Source organism: Mesorhizobium sp. B2-8-9 (genome assembly GCF_006439475.1).
Lineage (GTDB): Bacteria > Pseudomonadota > Alphaproteobacteria > Rhizobiales > Rhizobiaceae > Mesorhizobium.
This window is the reverse complement of the sequence record NZ_VFTQ01000014.1, coordinates 157256-176724: the sequence shown is the minus strand read 5'-3', so window position 1 is coordinate 176724 and position 19469 is coordinate 157256. Positions and strand designations below refer to the sequence as shown.

Annotated in this window: 24 protein-coding genes; 6 read left to right on the top strand and 18 right to left on the bottom strand. The window is 64.8% G+C overall.

The genetic code is table 11. From position 1 onward, the window contains the following. Positions 1–130: 130 nt before the first annotated feature. The 8 genes from FJ423_RS18445 to ureC all read right to left on the bottom strand — a co-directional run bounded on the left by FJ423_RS18445 (position 131) and on the right by ureC (position 6352). Complete coding sequence (locus tag FJ423_RS18445; RefSeq protein ID WP_140628305.1) at positions 131–898, bottom strand: class II aldolase and adducin N-terminal domain-containing protein; 768 nt, start codon at positions 896–898, stop codon at positions 131–133. Between the two features lie 82 nt (positions 899–980). Then, positions 981–1613 carry an urease accessory protein UreG gene (ureG, locus tag FJ423_RS18440; protein ID WP_140843696.1) on the bottom strand — a complete coding sequence of 211 codons (633 nt, stop codon included), beginning with the start codon at positions 1611–1613 and terminating at the stop codon, positions 981–983. Further along, on the bottom strand, positions 1610–2050 hold the full coding sequence (locus FJ423_RS18435) for a DUF3995 domain-containing protein (protein WP_140843695.1): 441 nt from the start codon (positions 2048–2050) through the stop codon (positions 1610–1612). The genes ureG and FJ423_RS18435 overlap by 4 nt, the downstream gene beginning before the upstream one ends. Continuing rightward, positions 2047–2718: an urease accessory protein UreF gene (locus tag FJ423_RS18430; protein WP_140843718.1), complete on the bottom strand. Its 672-nt coding sequence runs from the start codon at positions 2716–2718 to the stop codon at positions 2047–2049. Before FJ423_RS18430 ends, FJ423_RS18435 begins: the two co-directional genes overlap by 4 nt. Continuing rightward, the gene (ureE, locus tag FJ423_RS18425; RefSeq protein WP_140843693.1) at positions 2711–3292 is read right to left on the bottom strand and encodes an urease accessory protein UreE; all 582 of its coding nucleotides are present in this window, start codon (positions 3290–3292) and stop codon (positions 2711–2713) included. Before ureE ends, FJ423_RS18430 begins: the two co-directional genes overlap by 8 nt. Beyond that, a complete protein-coding gene (locus tag FJ423_RS18420; protein ID WP_140843691.1) occupies positions 3289–3894 on the bottom strand; it encodes a glutathione S-transferase family protein in 606 nt (201 codons plus the stop codon). The genes ureE and FJ423_RS18420 overlap by 4 nt, the downstream gene beginning before the upstream one ends. Before the next feature lie 55 nt (positions 3895–3949). Beyond that, a complete protein-coding gene (locus FJ423_RS18415; protein WP_140843689.1) occupies positions 3950–4543 on the bottom strand; it encodes a hypothetical protein in 594 nt (197 codons plus the stop codon). Between the two features lie 93 nt (positions 4544–4636). Further along, the gene (ureC, locus tag FJ423_RS18410) at positions 4637–6352 is read right to left on the bottom strand and encodes an urease subunit alpha (protein ID WP_181174831.1); all 1716 of its coding nucleotides are present in this window, start codon (positions 6350–6352) and stop codon (positions 4637–4639) included. Between the two features lie 164 nt (positions 6353–6516). On the opposite strand from ureC, the gene FJ423_RS18405 reads away from it, so the two are divergent. Further along, positions 6517–6894, top strand: coding sequence for a hypothetical protein (locus FJ423_RS18405; protein ID WP_140843685.1), 378 nt, complete (start codon positions 6517–6519; stop codon positions 6892–6894). 159 nt (positions 6895–7053) lie between these two features. Then, positions 7054–7539: a hypothetical protein gene (locus tag FJ423_RS18400; protein ID WP_140843683.1), complete on the top strand. Its 486-nt coding sequence runs from the start codon at positions 7054–7056 to the stop codon at positions 7537–7539. Positions 7540–7559: 20 nt separating this feature from the next. Here the strand turns inward: FJ423_RS18400 and FJ423_RS18395 are convergent, their stop codons facing one another. Genes FJ423_RS18395 through FJ423_RS18375 form a run of 5 tightly spaced genes read right to left on the bottom strand, consistent with a single transcriptional unit; the run spans position 7560 to position 9964 of the window. Next, positions 7560–7865, bottom strand: a complete 306-nt coding sequence (locus FJ423_RS18395; RefSeq protein ID WP_140843681.1) for an urease subunit beta — start codon at positions 7863–7865, stop codon at positions 7560–7562. 7 nt (positions 7866–7872) lie between these two features. Then, complete coding sequence (locus FJ423_RS18390; protein ID WP_140843679.1) at positions 7873–8466, bottom strand: HupE/UreJ family protein; 594 nt, start codon at positions 8464–8466, stop codon at positions 7873–7875. Positions 8467–8491: 25 nt separating this feature from the next. Continuing rightward, a complete protein-coding gene (locus FJ423_RS18385; RefSeq protein ID WP_140756795.1) occupies positions 8492–8746 on the bottom strand; it encodes a DUF1272 domain-containing protein in 255 nt (84 codons plus the stop codon). 12 nt (positions 8747–8758) lie between these two features. After that, on the bottom strand, positions 8759–9061 hold the full coding sequence (locus FJ423_RS18380; protein WP_041003069.1) for an urease subunit gamma: 303 nt from the start codon (positions 9059–9061) through the stop codon (positions 8759–8761). A 21-nt stretch (positions 9062–9082) separates the two neighbouring features. Beyond that, on the bottom strand, positions 9083–9964 hold the full coding sequence (locus FJ423_RS18375; RefSeq protein WP_246680194.1) for an urease accessory protein UreD: 882 nt from the start codon (positions 9962–9964) through the stop codon (positions 9083–9085). 204 nt (positions 9965–10168) lie between these two features. Between FJ423_RS18375 and FJ423_RS18370 the strand changes: the two genes are divergently transcribed. From FJ423_RS18370 to FJ423_RS18360, 3 genes are all read left to right on the top strand, one after another. Further along, the gene (locus FJ423_RS18370; RefSeq protein ID WP_041003067.1) at positions 10169–10423 is read left to right on the top strand and encodes an acyl carrier protein; all 255 of its coding nucleotides are present in this window, start codon (positions 10169–10171) and stop codon (positions 10421–10423) included. 4 nt (positions 10424–10427) lie between these two features. Then, the gene (locus tag FJ423_RS18365) at positions 10428–11636 is read left to right on the top strand and encodes a beta-ketoacyl-[acyl-carrier-protein] synthase family protein (RefSeq protein WP_140843675.1); all 1209 of its coding nucleotides are present in this window, start codon (positions 10428–10430) and stop codon (positions 11634–11636) included. Positions 11637–11770: 134 nt separating this feature from the next. Next, positions 11771–12472, top strand: coding sequence for a glutathione S-transferase N-terminal domain-containing protein (locus tag FJ423_RS18360; RefSeq protein WP_140843673.1), 702 nt, complete (start codon positions 11771–11773; stop codon positions 12470–12472). Between the two features lie 420 nt (positions 12473–12892). Here the strand turns inward: FJ423_RS18360 and FJ423_RS18355 are convergent, their stop codons facing one another. From FJ423_RS18355 to FJ423_RS18340, 4 genes are all read right to left on the bottom strand, one after another. Next, positions 12893–13213: a hypothetical protein gene (locus FJ423_RS18355; protein WP_140843671.1), complete on the bottom strand. Its 321-nt coding sequence runs from the start codon at positions 13211–13213 to the stop codon at positions 12893–12895. 150 nt (positions 13214–13363) lie between these two features. Continuing rightward, a complete protein-coding gene (locus FJ423_RS18350; RefSeq protein ID WP_140843669.1) occupies positions 13364–13990 on the bottom strand; it encodes a nucleoside triphosphate hydrolase in 627 nt (208 codons plus the stop codon). A 370-nt stretch (positions 13991–14360) separates the two neighbouring features. Beyond that, positions 14361–15467: a hypothetical protein gene (locus FJ423_RS18345; protein WP_140843668.1), complete on the bottom strand. Its 1107-nt coding sequence runs from the start codon at positions 15465–15467 to the stop codon at positions 14361–14363. 242 nt (positions 15468–15709) lie between these two features. Further along, positions 15710–17518, bottom strand: a complete 1809-nt coding sequence (locus tag FJ423_RS18340) for a methyl-accepting chemotaxis protein (RefSeq protein ID WP_140843666.1) — start codon at positions 17516–17518, stop codon at positions 15710–15712. Positions 17519–17836: 318 nt separating this feature from the next. Between FJ423_RS18340 and FJ423_RS18335 the strand changes: the two genes are divergently transcribed. Continuing rightward, on the top strand, positions 17837–18850 hold the full coding sequence (locus FJ423_RS18335; protein WP_140843664.1) for a D-alanyl-D-alanine carboxypeptidase family protein: 1014 nt from the start codon (positions 17837–17839) through the stop codon (positions 18848–18850). Between the two features lie 40 nt (positions 18851–18890). Here the strand turns inward: FJ423_RS18335 and FJ423_RS18330 are convergent, their stop codons facing one another. Beyond that, positions 18891–19340, bottom strand: a complete 450-nt coding sequence (locus FJ423_RS18330; RefSeq protein ID WP_140843663.1) for a universal stress protein — start codon at positions 19338–19340, stop codon at positions 18891–18893. Between the last annotated feature and the right edge of the window lie 129 nt (positions 19341–19469).

Genomic DNA, 19469 nt, shown 5'->3' with positions numbered 1-19469 from the left:
AAAGGTGGCGCTGCGAAGCAGCGACGGATTGGGGGAACCACCTGGCAATCAAGCCTCGGCCTGATCAGTCGCGCCAGTCACAGAAGATGTGTGCATAGCGTAACCGGGGGAAGAAGGAAGGGGTCCAGCATCAATTCCGGTAGACCGGCTCTTCCTCGTCGAGGATCGCTTTCAGCTCGGCCAGATGGCGCTCGGCCTGGCCGGGATAATCATCCATTTCGCGCGCGGTCTTCTCGGCGATCTCGTCGGAGAGGGTGCGCAGCGGGCGGCCGGTCCACAGCGCCTTGATGTAGGTCTCGGCGGCGCGTTCGAAATAGAACATGCGGTTGAAGGTGTCGGCGACGGTGTCGCCGATGACCATCACGCCGTGATTGCCCATGACCATCACCTTGACCTTGGGGTCGGTGAGAAGCTGCGAGCAGCGCTCGCCCTCTTCCTCGAAGGCCAAGCCGCCATAATTGGCGTCGACGACATGGCGGTTGAAGAACATGGCCGAGTTCTGGTCGACCGGCGGCAGCGTCGAATCGGCGAGCGAAGCAAGCACCGTGGCGTGGATTGAATGGACATGCATGGCGCAGCGCGCATGCGGGACGTTGCGGTGGATGGCGCCGTGCAGGCCCCAGGCGGTCGGGTCGGGCGCGTTGGGGCCGGACAGCGTGTCCGGATCGTTGGCGTCGATCAGCAGCAGGTCGCTCGCCTTGATGCGCGAGAAATGCACCTGGTTGGGATTCATCAGGAACTTCGTGCCTTCGTCGTTGACGGACAGCGAGAAATGGTTGGCCACCGCCTCATGCATGTTGAGCCGCGCCGTCCAGCGGAAGGCGGCGGCGAGATCGACCCGCTCCTCATAATAGGGCAGGTTGCTCAGCGGTTCCTTGTGCAGGCGGGCAAGGCTCATCGAAAATCCTCCGCTTGGGTTTGTTTTCCGAGAATGCCGCGCATGGCGGCTGCCAGCAACCGATAATCGGTGGCTCAGCGGATCAAGCCGCCGGGCGCGACGACTGCAGGCCGCCCTGCTCGACGATAAAGTCGATCACTTCCTGCAAGCCCTTGCCGCGCGACAGATCAGTGAAGCCGAAGGGCCTTTTGCCGCGCATGCGGCCGGCATCGCTCTCCATGACGTCGAGGTTGACGTTCACATAGGGGGCCAGATCGCTCTTGTTGATGACGAGGAAATCCGAGCGGGTGATGGCCGGGCCGCCCTTGCGCGGGATCTCCTCGCCCTGGCAGACCGAGATGACGTAGAGGGTCAAGTCGGCAAGGTCAGGCGAGAAGGTGGCGGCGAGATTGTCGCCGCCGGATTCGATGAAGATGATGTCGAGATCGGGGAATTTCTTGTTCAGCTCGGCAATGGCGCGCAGATTGATCGAGGCGTCCTCGCGGATGGCGGTGTGCGGACAGCCGCCGGTCTCGACACCGACGATGCGCTCTTCCGGCAGCGCCTGCAGGCGCGCGAGCATCATCGCGTCCTCCTTGGTGTAGATGTCGTTGGTGACGACGGCGATCGAGAAATCGTCGCGCAGCGCCTTGCAGAGCTTTTCGGTAAGCGTCGTCTTGCCGGAGCCGACCGGGCCGCCGATGCCGATGCGAAGAGGACCGTTTTTCGATGTCATGCCGGAAACTCCGTGATGGCAAGGATTGAGAAGCCTGCCCCGATCAAGAGGCAAAGCGGCGAATAAAGGCTTTGGTCAAGCCGCGCGAAAGGCTGTTCGGGCGCAAGCCGGCGCCACCAGGGGGTGAAGCCGGCAACGCCGCGACCGAGGAAGACGAAGCCGATCATCAAAGCCGTGGCAGCCAGACCTTCCCGTGGAAAGGGCGTGGCAAAGACGCCCGCGAGCGCCAGCGGCCAGAGCGTCGCGAGCGCGAGGCAGGCCGCGACGGCAAAACTCGCGAATGACGACGGCATCTCATCGACACCGCGGAAGCCGACCACGGCGCGGGCGCAGGATGCCTGGTCCGTGCCCGGCCAGATGCCGCCTATGCCCCAATAGACATGCAGCGTTGTGATCAGGAGCAGGACGAAGGAGAGGATGCCGGCAAGCACGATCATGAGCGGAACAGCCTGGAGTATTGCGTCTCGTGCTGCATCGCCGTGATGTCGGACATGAAGGCCGCGCCACCCAGATCGTCCAGGCTGGAAGTGGCGGCGCGCGATGCGGTCGCCAGCGCCAGAGGTTCGAAGCCGGCTAGCAATGCGACGGCGTCGACCTGGCCGACGACACCCAACCTGATTGCCGCTTGCAGGAGATTGGAGAAGAAAGCCTGGAGGAAGGCGGAGAGCGCCTCCGAAAGGCCGATGCCGCTGCTGCCCGCAAGGGAGCCGACTGCTACGCAATAGGGGCAATCGGCCGGCAGGCGCTCCAGCGCTCGAGACGACCAGGCCGACGCCGCCTGGAGGAAGGCTGTGCCCTGCAGCATGGTTTCCGTGTGCCGCTCCTGCGACCCGGCAAGCGCTTCGGCCAGCGCGGCAACCTCGCTGAGATCGCCGCCGTCACGTCCGCGGCGCCAGCTTTCGGCGAAGAGCACAGCGTCGTTCCAGCCCGAGCCGATCTCGACCAGCGTCTCCAGCCAGCCGGCGAGATCGTCACGATCCGCGATCAGCCCGTCCTGCACGGCGCGTTCGAGGCCGTGGCTGTAAGAGAAGCCGCCGACCGGAAAGGACGGCGACAGCCAGGCCATCAGCCGCAGCAGCGCGACGCTGGAAAGCTCCTCAGTCATGATGGTGGTGGTGGTCGTGGTGATGGTCGTGCGCATGATCGTGGTGATCGTGATCATGGCCGTGGTGGTCATGATCGTGATCATGCGAATGGCCGTGGTCGCGGCTATGCCCGGAATAGGCGCCACGCACTGGGCTGAAGGGCTGCGAAACCTCATTCACCGTGGCGCCAAGGCCTTCGAGCATCGCCTTGATGACGTGATCGCGCAAGATAAGGATGCGCTCCGCCTCGATCGCCGCGGCGAGGTGACGGTTGCCGATGTGCCAGGCGAGCTCGGCCAGATGAACCGCATCGCGGGCGCGGATGTCGTAGACCTCCTCGGGCGCCGCGACGATCTCGAGTTGGCGGCCGTCCTCCAGCACCAGCCGGTCGCCATTGCCGAGCGCCACCGGCTCGGGCAGGTCGACCAGCACTTTTTCGCCACCCGCCGTCTCGATGGCGCGGCGGCGCAGATGCCGCTCGTCATGCGGCATCACCGCCTTGTCGTAGGGCGGCGCTGAGCCCGCCTCGCCGGCTGGCAACACCGAGACGGCGCGCGGGAATTTGGTGAAATCGGTGGTGATGTTGAGTTTCATTTCATGGCTCCGCCATTAGCTTGGGCACGGGCACGAGCGGGGCGCCCGAGGACGCGGTCGAAATAGGCATTTACCCTTTCGGCATCGATCGGAAAACGGCCGGCGCGCGCCCAGCCGCCAATATCGCCCAGCAGCACGTCGACGGCCGAGAAGCGGTCGCCCAGCGCAAACGGCTTGTCGCCAAGCCGCCGTTCCAGCGCCGTTATTTCGGACGCGAAATCATAGGCCGCGGCCGGGCCGACATCGACCCGCACGTCCTTGGGCAGCAGGAAGCGGTGGCGCAGCTTGTTCCACAGCGGCGCTTCCAGTTCGCTTTGGGCGAAATGCATCCAGGAATCCATCTCGGCGCGGCCGGCGAGACCCGGATTGGCGCCCATGCCCTTATAGGCGTGCTTATCGGCCAGATAGACGCAGATCGCCGCTGAATCCGTGACCTTGAGCTCGCCGTCGATCAGGATCGGCACCTTGCCGGAGGGGTTGAGTGCATAGGCCTCCGGCGAGCGCAGCTTCACCTCGACGAATTCGTAGGGCTGCCCGAGCTCCTCGAGCATCCAGAGCACCCGGCTGACCCGGGATCCGCGCGATCCGACGGCCTTGTACATGCTTAACCTTGCTTTCCGAAACCTTAGACCATCGCCCGCATCAGCCCAATGCCGCTCAGACGATGGTGTCGAAGAGCCGCAGGATGAATGATACCTGGTAGACAAGCGCGGCCGCGACGAAAGCGACGTGGAAACGGCGGTCGCGTACCAGGATCGCCACCAGGCAAAGCGCGACGAAGACCGGTGTGCGGAACAGATATTCATTGCCGAAGCGGGCGAAATGCTCCGGGCCCTTGAGCAGCGTGTCGATCACGTCGAGCAGATAGGTAGCCGCCAGCAGCCCGAAGAACCAGGCGCGGCGCGAGTAAAAATAATCCTCGTAGCTGGTGTAGTCGAGCATCGAATCCGGAAACAGCAGCGCGCAAAGCAGGAACAGCGTGATGGCGTAGAAGATGATGAAAAGATATTTGCCGAAGGTCCAGTTCTCGATGGCGTAGAGGCCGAACTCCCACCACCAGAAATGCACCAGCATCAACAGCACCGAGGCGACCCAGGCGAGATGCACTGCGTAGAGCCGGTACTGGCCGGGATGCTGGACGATGCGGGCAGTTCCCGAAAGCAGCCGCGTGACGCCGAGGCCGATCACCATGCCCATGACGATGCGGATATGCGGAAAGATGTCATGCGGGGAGGCGATTTCGGTGGGCATGCGTAATCACAATGCGGCTGCTGCTTTGCCGCATATTGCGGTCTGTGCGCGCGAGCCGCAACGATATTTGCCCATTCGCCGATCAGCCGCCTGTCAAAACAGGAAATACCGTTGCGCCATCGGCAGCACGGTCGCGGGCTCGCAGGTCAAGAGCTCGCCGTCGGCGCGCACTTCGTAGGTTTCGGGATCGACCTCGACATGTGGCGTGGCGTCGTTGAGCACCATCGAATGCTTGCCGATGCCGCCGCGCGTGTTCTCGACCGCGATCATCGCCTTGTCGACGCCCAGCCTGCCCTGCAGGCCGGCGTCGAAGGCGGCCTTCGAGACGAAGGTCACCGAGGTGTTGGTCAGCGCCTTGCCATAGGCGCCGAACATCGGCCGGTAGTGCATCGGCTGCGGCGTCGGGATCGAGGCGTTCGGGTCGCCCATGGGTGCTGCCGCGATCGAGCCACCGACAAGCACCATCTCCGGCTTGACGCCGAAGAAGGCCGGATTCCACAGCACGACATCGGCGCGCTTGCCGACGGTGATCGAACCGATCTCCTTCGACAGGCCATGCGCGATGGCCGGATTGATGGTGTATTTGGCAATGTAGCGGCGGACGCGGAAATTGTCGTTGTCGCCGGTCTCGTCAGGCAGCGCGCCGCGCTGGCGCTTCATCTTGTCGGCGGTCTGCCAGCAGCGGATCGCCACCTCGCCGACGCGGCCCATGGCCTGGCTGTCGGAAGAGATGATCGAGAAGGCGCCGATGTCGTGCAGTATGTCCTCGGCGGCGATCGTCTCCTTGCGGATGCGGCTTTCGGCAAAGGCGATGTCCTCCGGGATCGACGGCGACAGATGGTGGCAGACCATCAGCATATCGAGATGCTCGGCGAGCGTGTTGACCGTGTATGGCCGGGTCGGGTTGGTCGAGGAAGGGATGACGTTGGGCAGGCCGCAGACCTTGATGATGTCGGGCGCGTGGCCGCCGCCGGCGCCCTCGGTGTGAAAGGCATGGATGGTGCGGCCCTTGATGGCCGCCACCGTGTTCTCGACGAAGCCCGATTCATTCAGCGTGTCGGTGTGGATCATCACCTGCACGTCGTGATCGTCGGCGACCGACAGGCAGCAGTCGATGGCGGCCGGGGTCGTGCCCCAGTCCTCATGCAATTTCAGCGAGCAGGCGCCGGCCAGCACCATCTCTTCCAGCGCCGCCGGCTTTGAGGCATTTCCCTTGCCCGACAGGCCGATATTCATCGGGAACGCGTCGAAGGACTGGATCATGCGCGCCATGTGCCAGGGCCCGGGCGTGCAGGTGGTGGCCAAAGTGCCATGCGCCGGGCCCGTGCCGCCGCCAAGCATGGTGGTGACCCCGCTCATCAGCGCTTCCTCGATCTGCTGCGGGCAGATGAAATGGATATGCGCGTCGAATCCGCCGGCCGTCAGGATCTTGCCTTCGCCGGCGATGATCTCGGTGCCGGGGCCGATGATGATGGTGACGCCGGCCTGCGTGTCCGGATTGCCGGCCTTGCCGACCGCGGCGATGCGGCCATCCTTCAGGCCGATATCGGCCTTGACGATGCCGGTGAGCGCATCGACGACCAGCGCATTGGTGATGACGGTATCGACCGCGCCGCCGGCCCGCGTCACCTGGCTTTGGCCCATGCCGTCGCGGATGACCTTGCCGCCCCCGAATTTTACTTCCTCGCCGTATACGGTGAGATCCTTCTCCACCTCGATGAAGAGCTCGGTGTCGGCAAGCCGCACCTTGTCGCCGACCGTCGGTCCATACATCTGCGCATAGGCGGCACGGCTTATCCTGGCCATCAGCGATTGCTCCCGAAATTCAGGTTGAATGAACGCGAGGTGCACATTGTCGCCACCCAATGGTCACGCAATGACCCGCTCGGCGACACCTTGCGCTCCCATTTGGCGGTTGAGGTGCCCCGGTCAGCCCAGAACGACCGTTTGCCAAACCGATGGAAGGAATATCCATGCTCAAAGCGATTCTTCTCGCCGCAACCGCCACCACGTTGATGGCGGGCACTGCCAATGCCCAGCAGCAGCCGACGCCGCAGCCCAGTCCCGCGCCGACCGCGCCCGCCGCGCCGAAAGCCCAGCCCGCGGCGCCCGCTATCCAGAGCGTCAACGTCGTCGATATCACCGAACTGCCCAAGGACACGCAGACGCAGGTCAACCAGATCGTGGCGCAGCGCGGCGATGCCGGCCTGCAGACATTGCGCAAGTCGATCGACGCCACGCCCAAGGTCAAATCCGCGCTCGAAGCCAAGGGCATGAGCTCCGCGCAAGTGATCGCTGCAAGCATGCAGCCCAATGGCGCGCTGACGCTGATCACCAAGAAGGCGAGCTGATTGCACGCCCAGGCGGGCCGCCTTGCGGTCCGCCTGCCATATTTTGAAGGGAATGCGGGCCGCGTCACGGTCCGCCTGCCGGCTTTTGAAGGGAACCTCCGGCCAAGCAGGACCGTTTCGCTGTTGTCGCCCCGCCACGAGTTCAGTCAGGAGCGAGCGATGGCGAAAGCCCCGCGTTTTAAAAGATGGAGTTCCGCGGTTGCCGCCACGCTTTTCGTGGCCGCGCCGCATGCAGCGCCCGCGGCGCAGCCGCTGGACAACGACAGGCCTGCCGCGGCAATCGTCGATTCCGATGTCCGGCAGGAAGAGGCGCTTTCCTCGACGGAGGCCGGAAAGGTCATCACTGCCATCGACCGCACCCGCGACAACATCGGCACGGTGCGAAAGACAACCAAGCTCGATACGGTCGACATCGTGTTCCTGACCGACGCGGCGCGCAGCGAGGGCGGGCCGCCGCCGGCGATAGAGAACAAGGTGAAGCAGCATCAGGAGGATGTCGCCGAATTGCGCCAGGAGATCGAGGCGAACGCCCTGCTCTTCAACGCGATCGATTCGCGACGAGTGCAGGCCGAGGACGTGCTCGCCGTAGAGTTCGACAATCCGGGGAAGGTCGTCATCTATGCCGCCGCCAAGCCTCCGAAGTGATGTGAGCGCGCCGGCGGACGTCACAGCTTGCCCATCACCTTTTGCTGGAAGCCATAGACCTCGCGTTTGCCGCCCAGCGGCACCAGCGTGACGTCGCGCTCCTGCCCGGGCTCGAAGCGCATCGCGGTGCCGGCGGCGATGTCGAGCCGCATGCCGCGCGCCCTCTCGCGGTCGAATGTCAGGCCCTCATTGGTTTCGTAGAAATGATAGTGGCTGCCGACCTGGATCGGCCGGTCGCCGCTGTTGGCGACCTTGAGCGTTACGGTCGGCAGCCCCTTGTTGAGCTCGATCTCGCCCTTGGCCGCGATGATTTCGCCGGGGATCATCGCGCCCTCACAACACGCCGAAGGCGAGGCCGACGCCGGCCGACGCGCAAGCCGCACCTGCAGCGCGCGCCAGGCTGCGGAAGCGCATGCCGAGGCTGAAGGCCGCCGCGATGCCCACGGCATGGAGAAGGGCCGTCGCGGCGGCGAAGCCCGCAATGTATTCCAGCCCGCCGGCGTTTTCGGGCACTTCCGTGCCGTGGGCGTGACCATGGAACAGCGCGAACAGACCGATGACCGCGATCCCGGTCGAGACCGGCAGGTCGATCGCCAGCGCCACCAGCAGGCCAAGCGTCACCACGGAAGCGAGGATGCCGGGCTCGACGAAAGGCATCGGCACATGCAGCATGCCGAGCGCGCCGCCGGCCAGCATCACGCCGACAAAGGCCAGCGGCCAGGCCCAGATAGCCTTGCCGCCCTTCAGCGCCGCCCAAAGGCCGACGGCGATCATGACCGTCATGTGGTCGAGACCGGACAGCGGGTGCGCGAAACCGGCGGCGAAGGACGAGGTCGTGGCGATGCCGACATGGGCATAGGCCGGCATGGCGGCTGCCAGGAAAAGGATCATGGCAAGCGTGCTACGTTTCGTCGAAGCGGGGATCATCTTTCTGCCCTTCCAATTGAGCCGGTCAAGCGGCCTTGCGCGGACCGCAGCCTTCGGCCTTGAGCACGCGCCTGGTCGACGGCGGATATTTCGTCAGCTTGGCCGCCGGCCGGATCGGCCGTGGCGCGAAATTGCCGCCGCAATTGGGGCAGACGCCACCCAGCACATTGTCCACGCAGTCGGCGCAGAAGGTGCATTCGAAGGTGCAGATCAGCGCATCGGTCGCTTCCGGCGGCAGATCCTTGTCGCAGCATTCGCAATTCGGCCTGAGCTCCAGCATCTGTCTTCCTCCTCACCGGATCGGTTCATGCACGGTCACCAGCTTGGTGCCGTCGGGAAATGTCGCCTCGACCTGGACGTCGTGGATCATCTCGGCGATGCCGTCCATGACCTGGGCGCGGGTGACGACATGCGCGCCCGCCTCCATCAGTTCCGCGACCGGGCGGCCGTCGCGCGCGCCTTCGACGACGAAGTCGGTGATCAAGGCGATGGCTTCGGGATGGTTGAGCTTGACGCCGCGCTCCAGCCGCTTGCGCGCCACCATCGCCGCCATGGCGATCAGCAGCTTGTCTTTTTCACGCGGCGTCAGGTTCATGCAACTTCCCGGCAATCGAAATCAGAGTGACCACAATTTAGGCAGTCCCGCCCGCCCATTGAGCAGTTCAACGAGCGGAACCAGCCGCTTGCGGAGCTGGTAGCCGTCGCCGGCACAGAGCCTCGCAAGAAGCTTGCCAGATCGGCCGACGCGCCAGAAACTGGCGCCGCCCCAACCACCGATGGCGGGGTCGCCGATGATGGCGCGGGCGGGCTCCAGCAGACTTTCGGCCTGCGGCGACACCAGCAGCAATGTGGCGACGGCAAGCGCGCCGCCGGTCGCCGCCGGCCGCTGGAGCGTTGCGGCGATGTCCGGGCCGAGCCGAAAATCCTCCGCATGGATCAGCGCGCCGCCCTGGCGGACCCGCCAGCGGTCATGGAAACTGCCGTTGGTTGTCCGCTCGCCCATCGCCAGCCGGCCGAACAGCGTGGCTTCGAGCATCAATGCCTCGGCATCGTCGCCAAGCTCGACATCCAGCGTGCGGACGAAGGCGGCCCGGTCGAAAACGATGGTTTCCTGCGGCAGCCAGGCGATGCGGCCGCCCGGACCGACCCGCAGGTTGACGCTTGTCTCGGCCCTGTCGGCGGCGGCACGATAGACCTTCTCGCAGGCCTGGGTGGTGACGGCGGCGGAGGCGTCGGCGCCGACCTCGACCGTCCAGCCGAGGCGATCACCGCCGGTCAGCCCGCCGGCGGTGTTGATCAGCACCGCCTCGAGCGGATCGCCTTGCACCGCCGGCAGGCGGATCTTGGCCGATCCGTCCTGATAGAGCCGCCGCAGGCGCGTCTGGCCGCCGCTCTTGCCGCAGAAAAGCCTGCCCAGGCCGGCAACGCGTTGCGCGGCAGGCAAAGGAGCGGCGGCCAAAGGCGAGGCAGGCTGGGATGTCAAAGTGTTGCCGATCATGTCCATGATCCCAGGTTAAGCACTCCGGCGGCTTTGTCGATATCGCTTGTTGCTTGACATCGTTTCGGTTTCTATAGAGGGAAGCCACCTTGGAGCGGTCGCGCGGTGCCTGGCGAGGTAAGGGCAACGGCGTTTGTTGGGTCCGGGGATCAAAAAAAGAGGCGCTGATCAGTTGGCGTCGGGCAACGACAGGGAAGGAACCGAATGGCTGACCAGCTGACGACCGAGATCATCGAAAAGATCAAGGCGCATGCCGATACCGGCGGCGAGGAAATCACCGCCAGCACCGATCTCGGCACGCTCGGCATCCATTCGCTGGAGCTGACCGAGATCATCTTCGATCTCGAGGAAAAGTACGGCATCGAGATCGAGATGAACACGGTCGATGCCTGGAGCAACCTCAAGAACGTCGGCGACATGGTCGAGGCGGTTCGCGAACTGATCGCGAAAAAAGCCTGACTGCATGCAAAAACGCGTCGTCATCACCGGTATTGGCGGGATTTGCGGGCTCGGCAACGATGCGGCGGCGATATGGGACGCCATGCGCGCCGGCCGCTCGGCCATCGGCCCTATCGACAATCCGTCGCTGCATGACCTCAAGGTCAAGACCGGCTGCGAAATCAAGCAATTGCCGGACCATGGCATCGACCGCAAACAAGTGGTGTCGATGGACCGCTTCAGCCTGCTGGCGGTGATCGCGGCGCGGGAAGCGATGCGACAATCGGGCCTGACCGCGCATGCCGACAACACCTACCGGATGGGCGCAGTCGTCGGCGTCGGCGTCGCGGGCTTCGAGACGATCGAGGAGAATTACCGCGCCATCCTGCTCGAAGGGCGCAACCGCGCCGCCATCTTCACCGTGCCGAAAGTGATGCCAGGCGCCGCCGCCGGCCAGGTCAGCATGAATCTTGGGTTGCGTGGCCCTGTTTTCGGCGCCACCTCGGCCTGCTCGTCGGCCAACCATGCGATCTCCTCGGCGGTCGACCAGATCAGGCTCGGCCGCGCCGACGTGATGGTCGCCGGCGGCACCGAAGCGCCGCTGGTGTGGGGCGTGCTGAAGGGCTGGGAGGCGCTCCGGGTGCTTTCGCCCGATACGTGCCGGCCGTTCTCGGCCGATCGCGCCGGCCTGGTGCTCGGCGAAGGCGCCGGCATGGCGGTGCTCGAAAGCTACGATCACGCGATGGCGCGCGGCGCCACGATTCTGGCCGAGATCGCCGGTGTCGGGCTTTCGGCCGATGCCTCCGACATCGTCGCGCCGACCATCGAGGGACCGGAAGCGGCAATGCGTTTTTGCCTCGCGGATGCCGGGCTCAATCCGGAAGATGTCGACTACCTCAACGCGCACGGCACCGGCACCAAGGCTAATGATCAGATCGAGACCGCGGCGATCAAGCGCGTCTTCGGCGAGCATGCCCGTTCGCTTTCGGTGTCCTCGACCAAGTCGATGCATGCGCATTGCCTCGGCGCTTCCGGCGGGCTGGAGATGATCGCCTGCGTGATGGCGATCCGCGACGGCATCGTGCCGCCGACCGCCAATTACCGCGAGCCGGACCCGGAATGCGATCTCGACGTGACGCCGAACACGGCGCGCGAGCGCAAGGTGCGCGCGGCGCTCAGCAACAGTTTCGCCTTCGGCGGAACCAATGCAGTGCTGGCCTTCAAGACGGTTTGACCGCGGCCCACTGGTTGACTGTGTATCCGTGCCAAGCCGCTTGCCGGTGTATTGATCCCGGCCGGCCGGGATCCTAATTCTCCTTCACCCGCCAAAAAGCGCCGCCCCGCGCCAATCCGCATCCGGAGTTTGCGATGACCGACCTGTCCGCCTTTCCGATCGCCAAGCGCTGGCCGGCCAAGCACCCCGAGCGCCTGCAGCTTTATTCCGCCACGACGCCCAATGGCGTGAAGGTCTCGATCGCGCTGGAGGAGATCGGCCTTCCCTATGAGCCGCATTATGTCGATATCGGCAAGAATGAGAGCTGGACGCCGGAATTCCTGTCGCTCAACCCGAACGGCAAGATACCGGCGATCATCGATCCGGACGGCCCGGGCGGCAAGCCGATCGGCCTGTTCGAGTCCGGCGCCATCCTGCTCTACCTGGCCGACAAGACCGGCAAGCTCATTCCCGCCGATCCGGCGCGCCGCTACGAGGCGATCCAGTGGGTGTTCTTCCAGATGGCGGCGATCGGCCCGATCTTCGGGCAGGTCGGCTTCTTCCACAAATTCGCCGGGCGCGAGATTGCCGACAAGCGGCCGCTGGAGCGTTACCGCGACGAGTCGCGGCGGCTGATCGGCGTCATGGAAACGCGCCTGAAGGGCCGCAAGTGGATCATGGACGACTATACCATCGCCGATGTGTCGATGCTGGGCTGGGTGCGCAACCTGATCGGCTTCTACGAAGCACGCGACCTGGTCGGTTTCGACGATTTCCCGACCGTTGCCGAATGGCTGGAGCGCGGCCTGGCACGGCCTGCGGTGAAGAGGGGCCTGACCATCCCGGCGAAGGGCTGAAGTAGCTTCGGGAAACGTGCAGCGGTGGGCGCAACAAAAAAAGCCCTGCGGGCGCGCTTGACCGAGGTTGATCGCGCGGCCCATGCCGGGCTGGTTCGACGCTCGGAAAAGGCGCTTTGGCTGAAGATGGCGGTGGCTAAGCGGGCGCGGCTAGCGCCTGCGTTGGAGATTAGCCGAAACCCCCGTGTCGTCGTCATACTCGGGCTTGACCCGAGTATCCATGCCGTGGCCCTTGCCGTAGAGTGCAACGGTGCAGAATTCTGTAACCGCAGCAACGCCTTAGCGTCACGGCATGGATTCTAGGGTCTGCGCGCGTCGCTTCGCTCCTTGCTCCGTCCTAGAATGACGACCGTGCTGTCGTGGTGGCCAATCGCGAAGGTCCGGCTCGGCGACTTCGCCGTCCGGAATCGCGTAAAGGGGCTACTTCGCCTTGGCCTTGGCATCACCGCGACCGAACACGGAAGCCGCGAGCCGCGCGGTGGCGACGACTGCTCCTGTGGCGACGCTGGCCACGGTGCGGATCGGCCCCGATTTGCTTGCCGGCGACTTGGCATGTTTCGCGCTCTTGGCCGCGACCTTGTGGGCCGCGCCGGGCGTCACTTTCTTCGGCGCTGCCTTACCGAAGGTCGGCTTGGCTTCCTTCGATCGTTCGGCCGCCGCGGCGCCGGCTTGGGCTTGCGTCGTCCTGGATTGGCTGGCCCTGGCCTTTTTGGGCGCGGTTTTTCTGCTGTTCGTTGCCATCTGACGGCTCCTGCATTCTCGGTCGCAGTTTCGGAGGGAAAGCGTCCACCGCCTTCCTGGAATTGCTCCGGCGCCGGACAATTCGGGATAGGGTCATAACGGCGCGAAAACCTTAAGGTTCCCGCCCAAAACTATTGAAAATTGAGCAGGTTAACCAATAACCAAGGAACCAACGACCATGTCGGCAGGCCGGCGCCGCGCCAGCACCCGCTCGATGTTGGGCATGTCGTTGGAGGCGATCCATGCGCGGGCGTCCTCGTCGGACTTGCCATGTTCGCGCCAGCGCTCCATCAGGCGGCTTTCGAGCTCGGCCCGCGGCACGTCGACGAAGATGGTGAAATCGAACAAAGGCGCCAGCCGCGACCACGGCTCCTCGTCGAGCAGCAGATAGTTGCCCTCGACCAGGATGAACTTGGTGTCGGTGCCGACGATTTCGGCCGCCGCGCGCGACAGTTCCATGCTGCGGTCGAACACGGGAATCGCGATATCGGGTTCGCCGGAGCGGATGCGCTTCAAGAGCGTCTCGAAACCGGCGAAATCGAACGTTTCCGGCGCGCCCTTGCGGGGGCGCAGGCCGCGGCGGTTGAGAATGATGTCGTCATAATGAAAGCCGTCCATCGGTACGACCTCGGATGTGCCTTCCGGCAGCAGTTCATGCAATGCAGCTGACAGTGTCGACTTGCCGGAGCCGGGCGGACCGGCGATGGCGACAACGAAGCGCCTGGCTCCGCCGGCGCGCTTGAAGATGGCGGCTGTGATATGGGCGATCTCGGACATCGGCGGCTTTCCGGCTGCGGTTCAGCCGACATCTTGGCGGGTGTCGGCGGAAAATTCAAACCTTAGGACGTCGTTTAGACTGCAGCCTGGCAGTCGCATGCTGCCGGTTCATGCAGAAATCCAAAACGCCGGCGGGACTGCACCCCCCTCTGTCCTGCCGGAAGGGGGGAGATTGGCGGTTCCGTCGACCGCGCTCTTCCTTCAACGCAGGCGATTGGCGAAAGCGGTGGCGACGTCTAATCTCCCCCCTTGCGGGAGATGGCCGGCAGGCCAGAGGGGGGTGTGACGGAACTCGGCGTCGCAGAGCAACGTAACCGTCCTTCCTTAGAGGCCCGCCCGGAATGACGAATTTCTAGACGCACTGCCCCAACTACGCAGGAACCGAGCGGCCGATGCGCAGGAACCCGCCGTCGAACGGCACCTCCCGCGCTGCCCCGCCGGCAGCGAGGACACGCAGGCGGTCAGGCGCCGATTCCAAGCCGCTCGGCGGCTCCACGTCCGCGGACGGAACCCCACCGATGACATGACGAAACGACACCGACCGCCCCTCGGCGAGTGCAAAGACTGTGGCCACGCCTTCATGCTTCAACCAGTTGTCGCCGAGCGAAGCGGCGTGGCCGACGGCCGTGCGGCCGTCCTCGATGCCGAGCACGCCGACGTGACGGCCGCTCCAGGGCGCGTAGTCGCGGCCACCATTCGAGAACCACAGCATGGTGACCGGCAGCTCGGCCGGGTTCTTCAGCACCAGAACCAGATCCTGCTCGGCGCGGCGGGCAATCGCCGACCAGCCCGGACCGCCGTGGTCCGCCTCGACCAGGGTGATGAAATCCTCGCGCCTGTCTTCCATGCGGTAGTCGGTGAGGTCGGTTGTGCCGCCGGCGGCGAGCGGGAACTTTGTGAGGTCGGCGGCGCGAGCCGGATAGGCCAGCATGAAGCGGCCGCGGGCCGGATCGGGCTCCGGCGGCACCGGCGGCGTGACGGCCATGCGTTTCGGCGAGAAGGCCAGCCGGCCGCCGCCTTGCATGACCGTCATCGGATGATGGGCGACGGAAATCGCGCCGGCGCCGCCGGAAAAGACGTGCTCCTGGTAGAGGAAAGGATGGCCGTCGCGCAGCGTGAAGACCTTGTCGACAGTGGCGCCCATCACCTTGCGGCGCAGCCGGAAACCGGCCCGCCAGCCGCCGGCAATGGCGGCGCTTTCGACGACATCCCATTCGCTGTTGGCCGGCCAGCCATGCAGGGGTGCGGCCTCGACGTCGCTGGCCGAGAAGGGCGCGCAGAGGAAATCGCCGGAGAGCCGCACCGTGCCTTCGGGAAGATTCGCGGGCAATGTCTCGCGTGGCGAGTCGACCCAGGGCGCTCGATGCAGCGGTTTCAGAGCACGGCCTTCGGCTTCGATCTCCATGGCACTGATGTGACCGACGGCGAGATCGAGCGAGACGGAGATGCCCTTTGCGGTGATGGTGAGCGTGTCCATGAGTGCTTCCCCGAATCTCTTTCGCGCGGCAGCAAAGCCTGTCCAGCACCGGATACGCAAGCGTGATGGCAGGCAATTCGCATCAGGCGTTTTCGCCCCCGCCAACCTATCCTTCGTCATTCTAGGGCGAAGCAAGGAGCGAAGCGACGCGCGCAGACCCTAGAATGACGAAGGATAAGTCGCCGCTTCACGCGCGATAAAAAATCGCAAGAGAGGGGAACAGCGCCACGCTGAAAACGACCCTACTGCCTTTTATACTCCCTGACCGGCGACTTGGTGCCATCGGTATAGGTCACCTGCACCGCCATCGATTTCACGTCATCCTTGACCTCGAAATAGGGCTGGTAGTCGGACGGAATTGCATAAGGGTCCTTGGCGTCGCAGGGCGGCATCTTGATCTCCTTGTCGAGCGCGGTTCCGTTCAGGCTGTAATGCACTTGCCTGATGGCGCAGCGGAAGGAGAGCATCTGGGTGAAATAGACCAAACCGCGATTGCCGCCTGCGTCGAAGGCGATCCATGAGGTCCAGAATTGGTCGAGGATCTGCTTGTTGCCCTGCTGGAGCGCTGAATCTGGATCGAAGCGGATGTCGAACGGGCCGGTCTCACGACCGCGGATGTCGAGATATTTGATGCCGATGTTGGTCGCCGCGGTGCTGTCCGGCAATTCGAAGCTCGGATTGGGCATCGGCTTGCCGGTGCGCTGGTCGTTCATCGCCAGCATGCCGGTGTCGGTGAACGGACCATTGTCGCCGAACCGCCAGGAAATCGCCGTCGCCGGCTCGGGCAGCGAGATCGTCATCGACCAGCCGGCGTTGGAGCGCGTCGGCGTCAGCGTCGGCACGAAGCGCGACGGGTCGAGCACGTCGCCCAATGCCGTCAGCCGGGTGCGGCTGCGGTCGAGCCAGTCGGCCAGTTGGGTCTGATCGACGAAATATTTGAGCAGGCCGCCGTCTTTTTCGTACGAGACGAATTTGGTCAGCGCGGTCGCCTCGCTGCGCTTGTCGGCCAGCGTCTGGCTGCCCAGGCGGTCTTCCGAAAATTCCTGCGCCAGGAGAAAGTAAGCCGGCGCGTAATCCGGGTTGGCGGCGATGAAGGCGTTCAGCTTGTCGAGCCGCTGCGCGTCGTCGAACTGCAACAGATGGACGAGCTTGAGCGAGGGCGCCTTGGCCTTTTCGGCGAGCTGGCCGAACACTTCGCGGGCGCTCGCCTTGCCGTCCTGGACCCTGAGCAGCGTGGCAAAGCGCGTATAGGGGTCGATCGCATCGACATCGAAGCCGGCAAAGGCAAGATAGGAACGGCGGGCGTTGAGCATGTCGCCGGCCAGCTCGTAGACGCGGGCATTGTGATAGAACTCGTCCGGGCGCTTCGGATCGGCGATCGTTCCGCCTTGCGCCGCAAGCTGCGCGAAGCCCTTGGCGATGGTGTCGATAGAAGCGGCGATCTGCTCGGTGGTCGCCTGCAGCTTTTCCACCTGCGCCTGCTGCCGTTGCTGGCCTGCGGCCAAAGTGTCGGTGGTCTGCTTCACCGCATCCACGGTCTTCTGCGTCTCGGTGCCCTGTTGGGTCTGCCTGGTCTGCGTCAGCGCGATCTCTTCGGTCGTCTTCGCTACCGTGTCGGTGGACTTCTTGACCGCTTCGACGGTCTTCTGCGTCTCTGTGACGGTCTTTTCGATCTTCGCCACTTTCTGCGAGACGATGCCCAGCGACTGCTGCAGCTCGGCCACCGCCGGCACGAGGCCGGCGATCACGCCATTCTGCGAATTCGTTTGCTGCTGGATGCCGTAGACGCCGCCGGCGATTGCCGCCGCGCTGGTGGCGAAGATCAGCGCCGGCATGGCTTTTGCCGCCAGCACCAGGCGCAGCACCATGGCGATGGCGATGATCAACGCCGCGACGGCGGCGCCGAGCGCGATATAGGCGGCAAAGGGTCCGAGCGGGTTGAGCACGTCGCCAATCGCGCCGCTGACAAAGGCGAAGCTCGCCGCCCATTTGCCGGTGCGGCTAAGCGATGCCCGCAGAAGCGAGGTGGTACCCGTGGCGATTTCCGACATTGCCGATCCCCCCAAAAACCAAGCCGGGCGCATATTAACGGAAAGGAGGGGCGGAAGGCAAAGCGGGGACATCCTGCAACGCTGGCGATTGGCGAAAGCCTGCGCGACATCTGATCTCCCCCCTTGCGGGCCGCAAGGGGGGGAGATTGGCCGCTTCGCCGGCAGCGCGCACCCCGAAAACCTGGGCAAATGCCTTATTGCCGCCGTTAACCCATTGGACGCGGCACATGCGGTACGTTAGCTTCGCCGCATCTCAGCAACAGCTTTAGAACCGTCTTGCCCCGTCCCTTCCCTTTCCTTCAGAAACTCATCGCCGCGATGGCCCTGCTGCTGCTCGTCGCCGGCTGCACCACGGCCGCGCCGCCTGAAAGCGTGCTTGCCGTGCCGGCGAAGCCGCAGAAATATGCGGCGATCGTGGTCGATGCCTCGACCGGCAAGACCTTGTTCGAGGTGAACTCGAGGTCGCAGCGCTATCCCGCCTCGCTGACCAAAATGATGACGCTCTACATGCTGTTCGAGGCGCTCGAGTCCGGCCGCGTCACCAAGCAGACGCAGATTCCGGTTTCCGACCACGCCGCCTCGCAGCCGCCGACGAAGCTGCGCTTCCGGCACGGCGAGACGATCGACGTCGATTCCGCCATCCGCGCCATGGTGGTGAAGTCGGCGAACGATGTGGCGGTGGCGGTGGGCGAGTATCTGGGCGGCGGCTCAGAGGACCAGTTCGCCGCCATGATGACCGCCAAGGCACGCGCACTCGGCATGACCGCCACCAATTTCCGCAATGCATGCGGCCTGCCCGACGACGGCCAGGTGACCACGGCCCGCGACATGGCGGTGCTGGGCATGGCGCTGGAAAAGCGCTTTCCGCAGCACTTCCACTATTTCTCCGAAAGCGACTTCATGTTCCGCGGCCGGCTGGTGCGCGGCCATAACGACATGCTGGGGCGCGTGCGCGGCGTCGACGGCATCAAGACCGGCTATATCCGTGCCTCCGGCTACAACATCGTCACCTCCTACAATGCCGACGGCAGGCATCTGATCGTGGTGGTGATGGGCGCCGACAGCGCGCGCCAGCGCAACAACCATGTCGAAGCGCTGATCCAGCGAAGCCTGGGGCCGACGACAGCCGATGCCGGCCAGCCCAGGCTGATGTATTCCGGGCAGCAGCCGGCTTCGCCGCCGCCTGGCCTGCAGCCGCCCGGCTCGGCATTGCCCGGCCTGTCCAAGCCGAATCAGGCGACGCCTGCATCGACGCTGCCGGGCCAGCCGGCGTCGGATCTGCCGTCGCCGGATCTGGCGTCGCCCAGTTCGCCTCTGCTGCCGGCGCAGTAGTATGGCGCGCTCGACGTCCAGCGCCTCGCCGTCCTAGGACCTACCGAACCACCAGCACCGGGATCTGCGTCAGCGACACCACCTCCGCCGTCTGGCTGCCCAGCACAAGGCGCCCCAGCCCGCGGCGGCCATGTGAGGCCATGACGATCAGGTCGCAGGCCTCCGCGGTAGCCACCTCGAGGATCGCCTCGGCGGGGGTGCGGTTCTCGATGTGCAGGGTTTTCGAACCGATGCCCTTCGCATCCGCCTCGGCCTTGCATTTGTCGAGCAGCTCGCGGGCAAATTTGCGCGCGCTTTCCTGGTAATTGGTGAGCTCGTCGGCGGCGACATAGCCGGCCATGGCGCCGCCCCAGGCCAGCGTCGGGAACGGCTCGGAGACGGTGACGAAGACGACGGCGGCGCCAAGGCCCACGGCCAGCTCCAGCCCGTGGGCGACGCCCTTCTGGGCCAGTTCCGAACCGTCGGTGGCGATCAGGATTTTCTTGTACATGGTGGCGGTCCCTCATTTGCGGGCCGCTGCGCGCGGCTCAGGTGGCGGGAGCCTGAACGCTCAGGCCTGATCTCGATATAGTCAGCCTATCAGGCCCGCCACAGGGGCCAGCTTGATCTGGATCAAGGC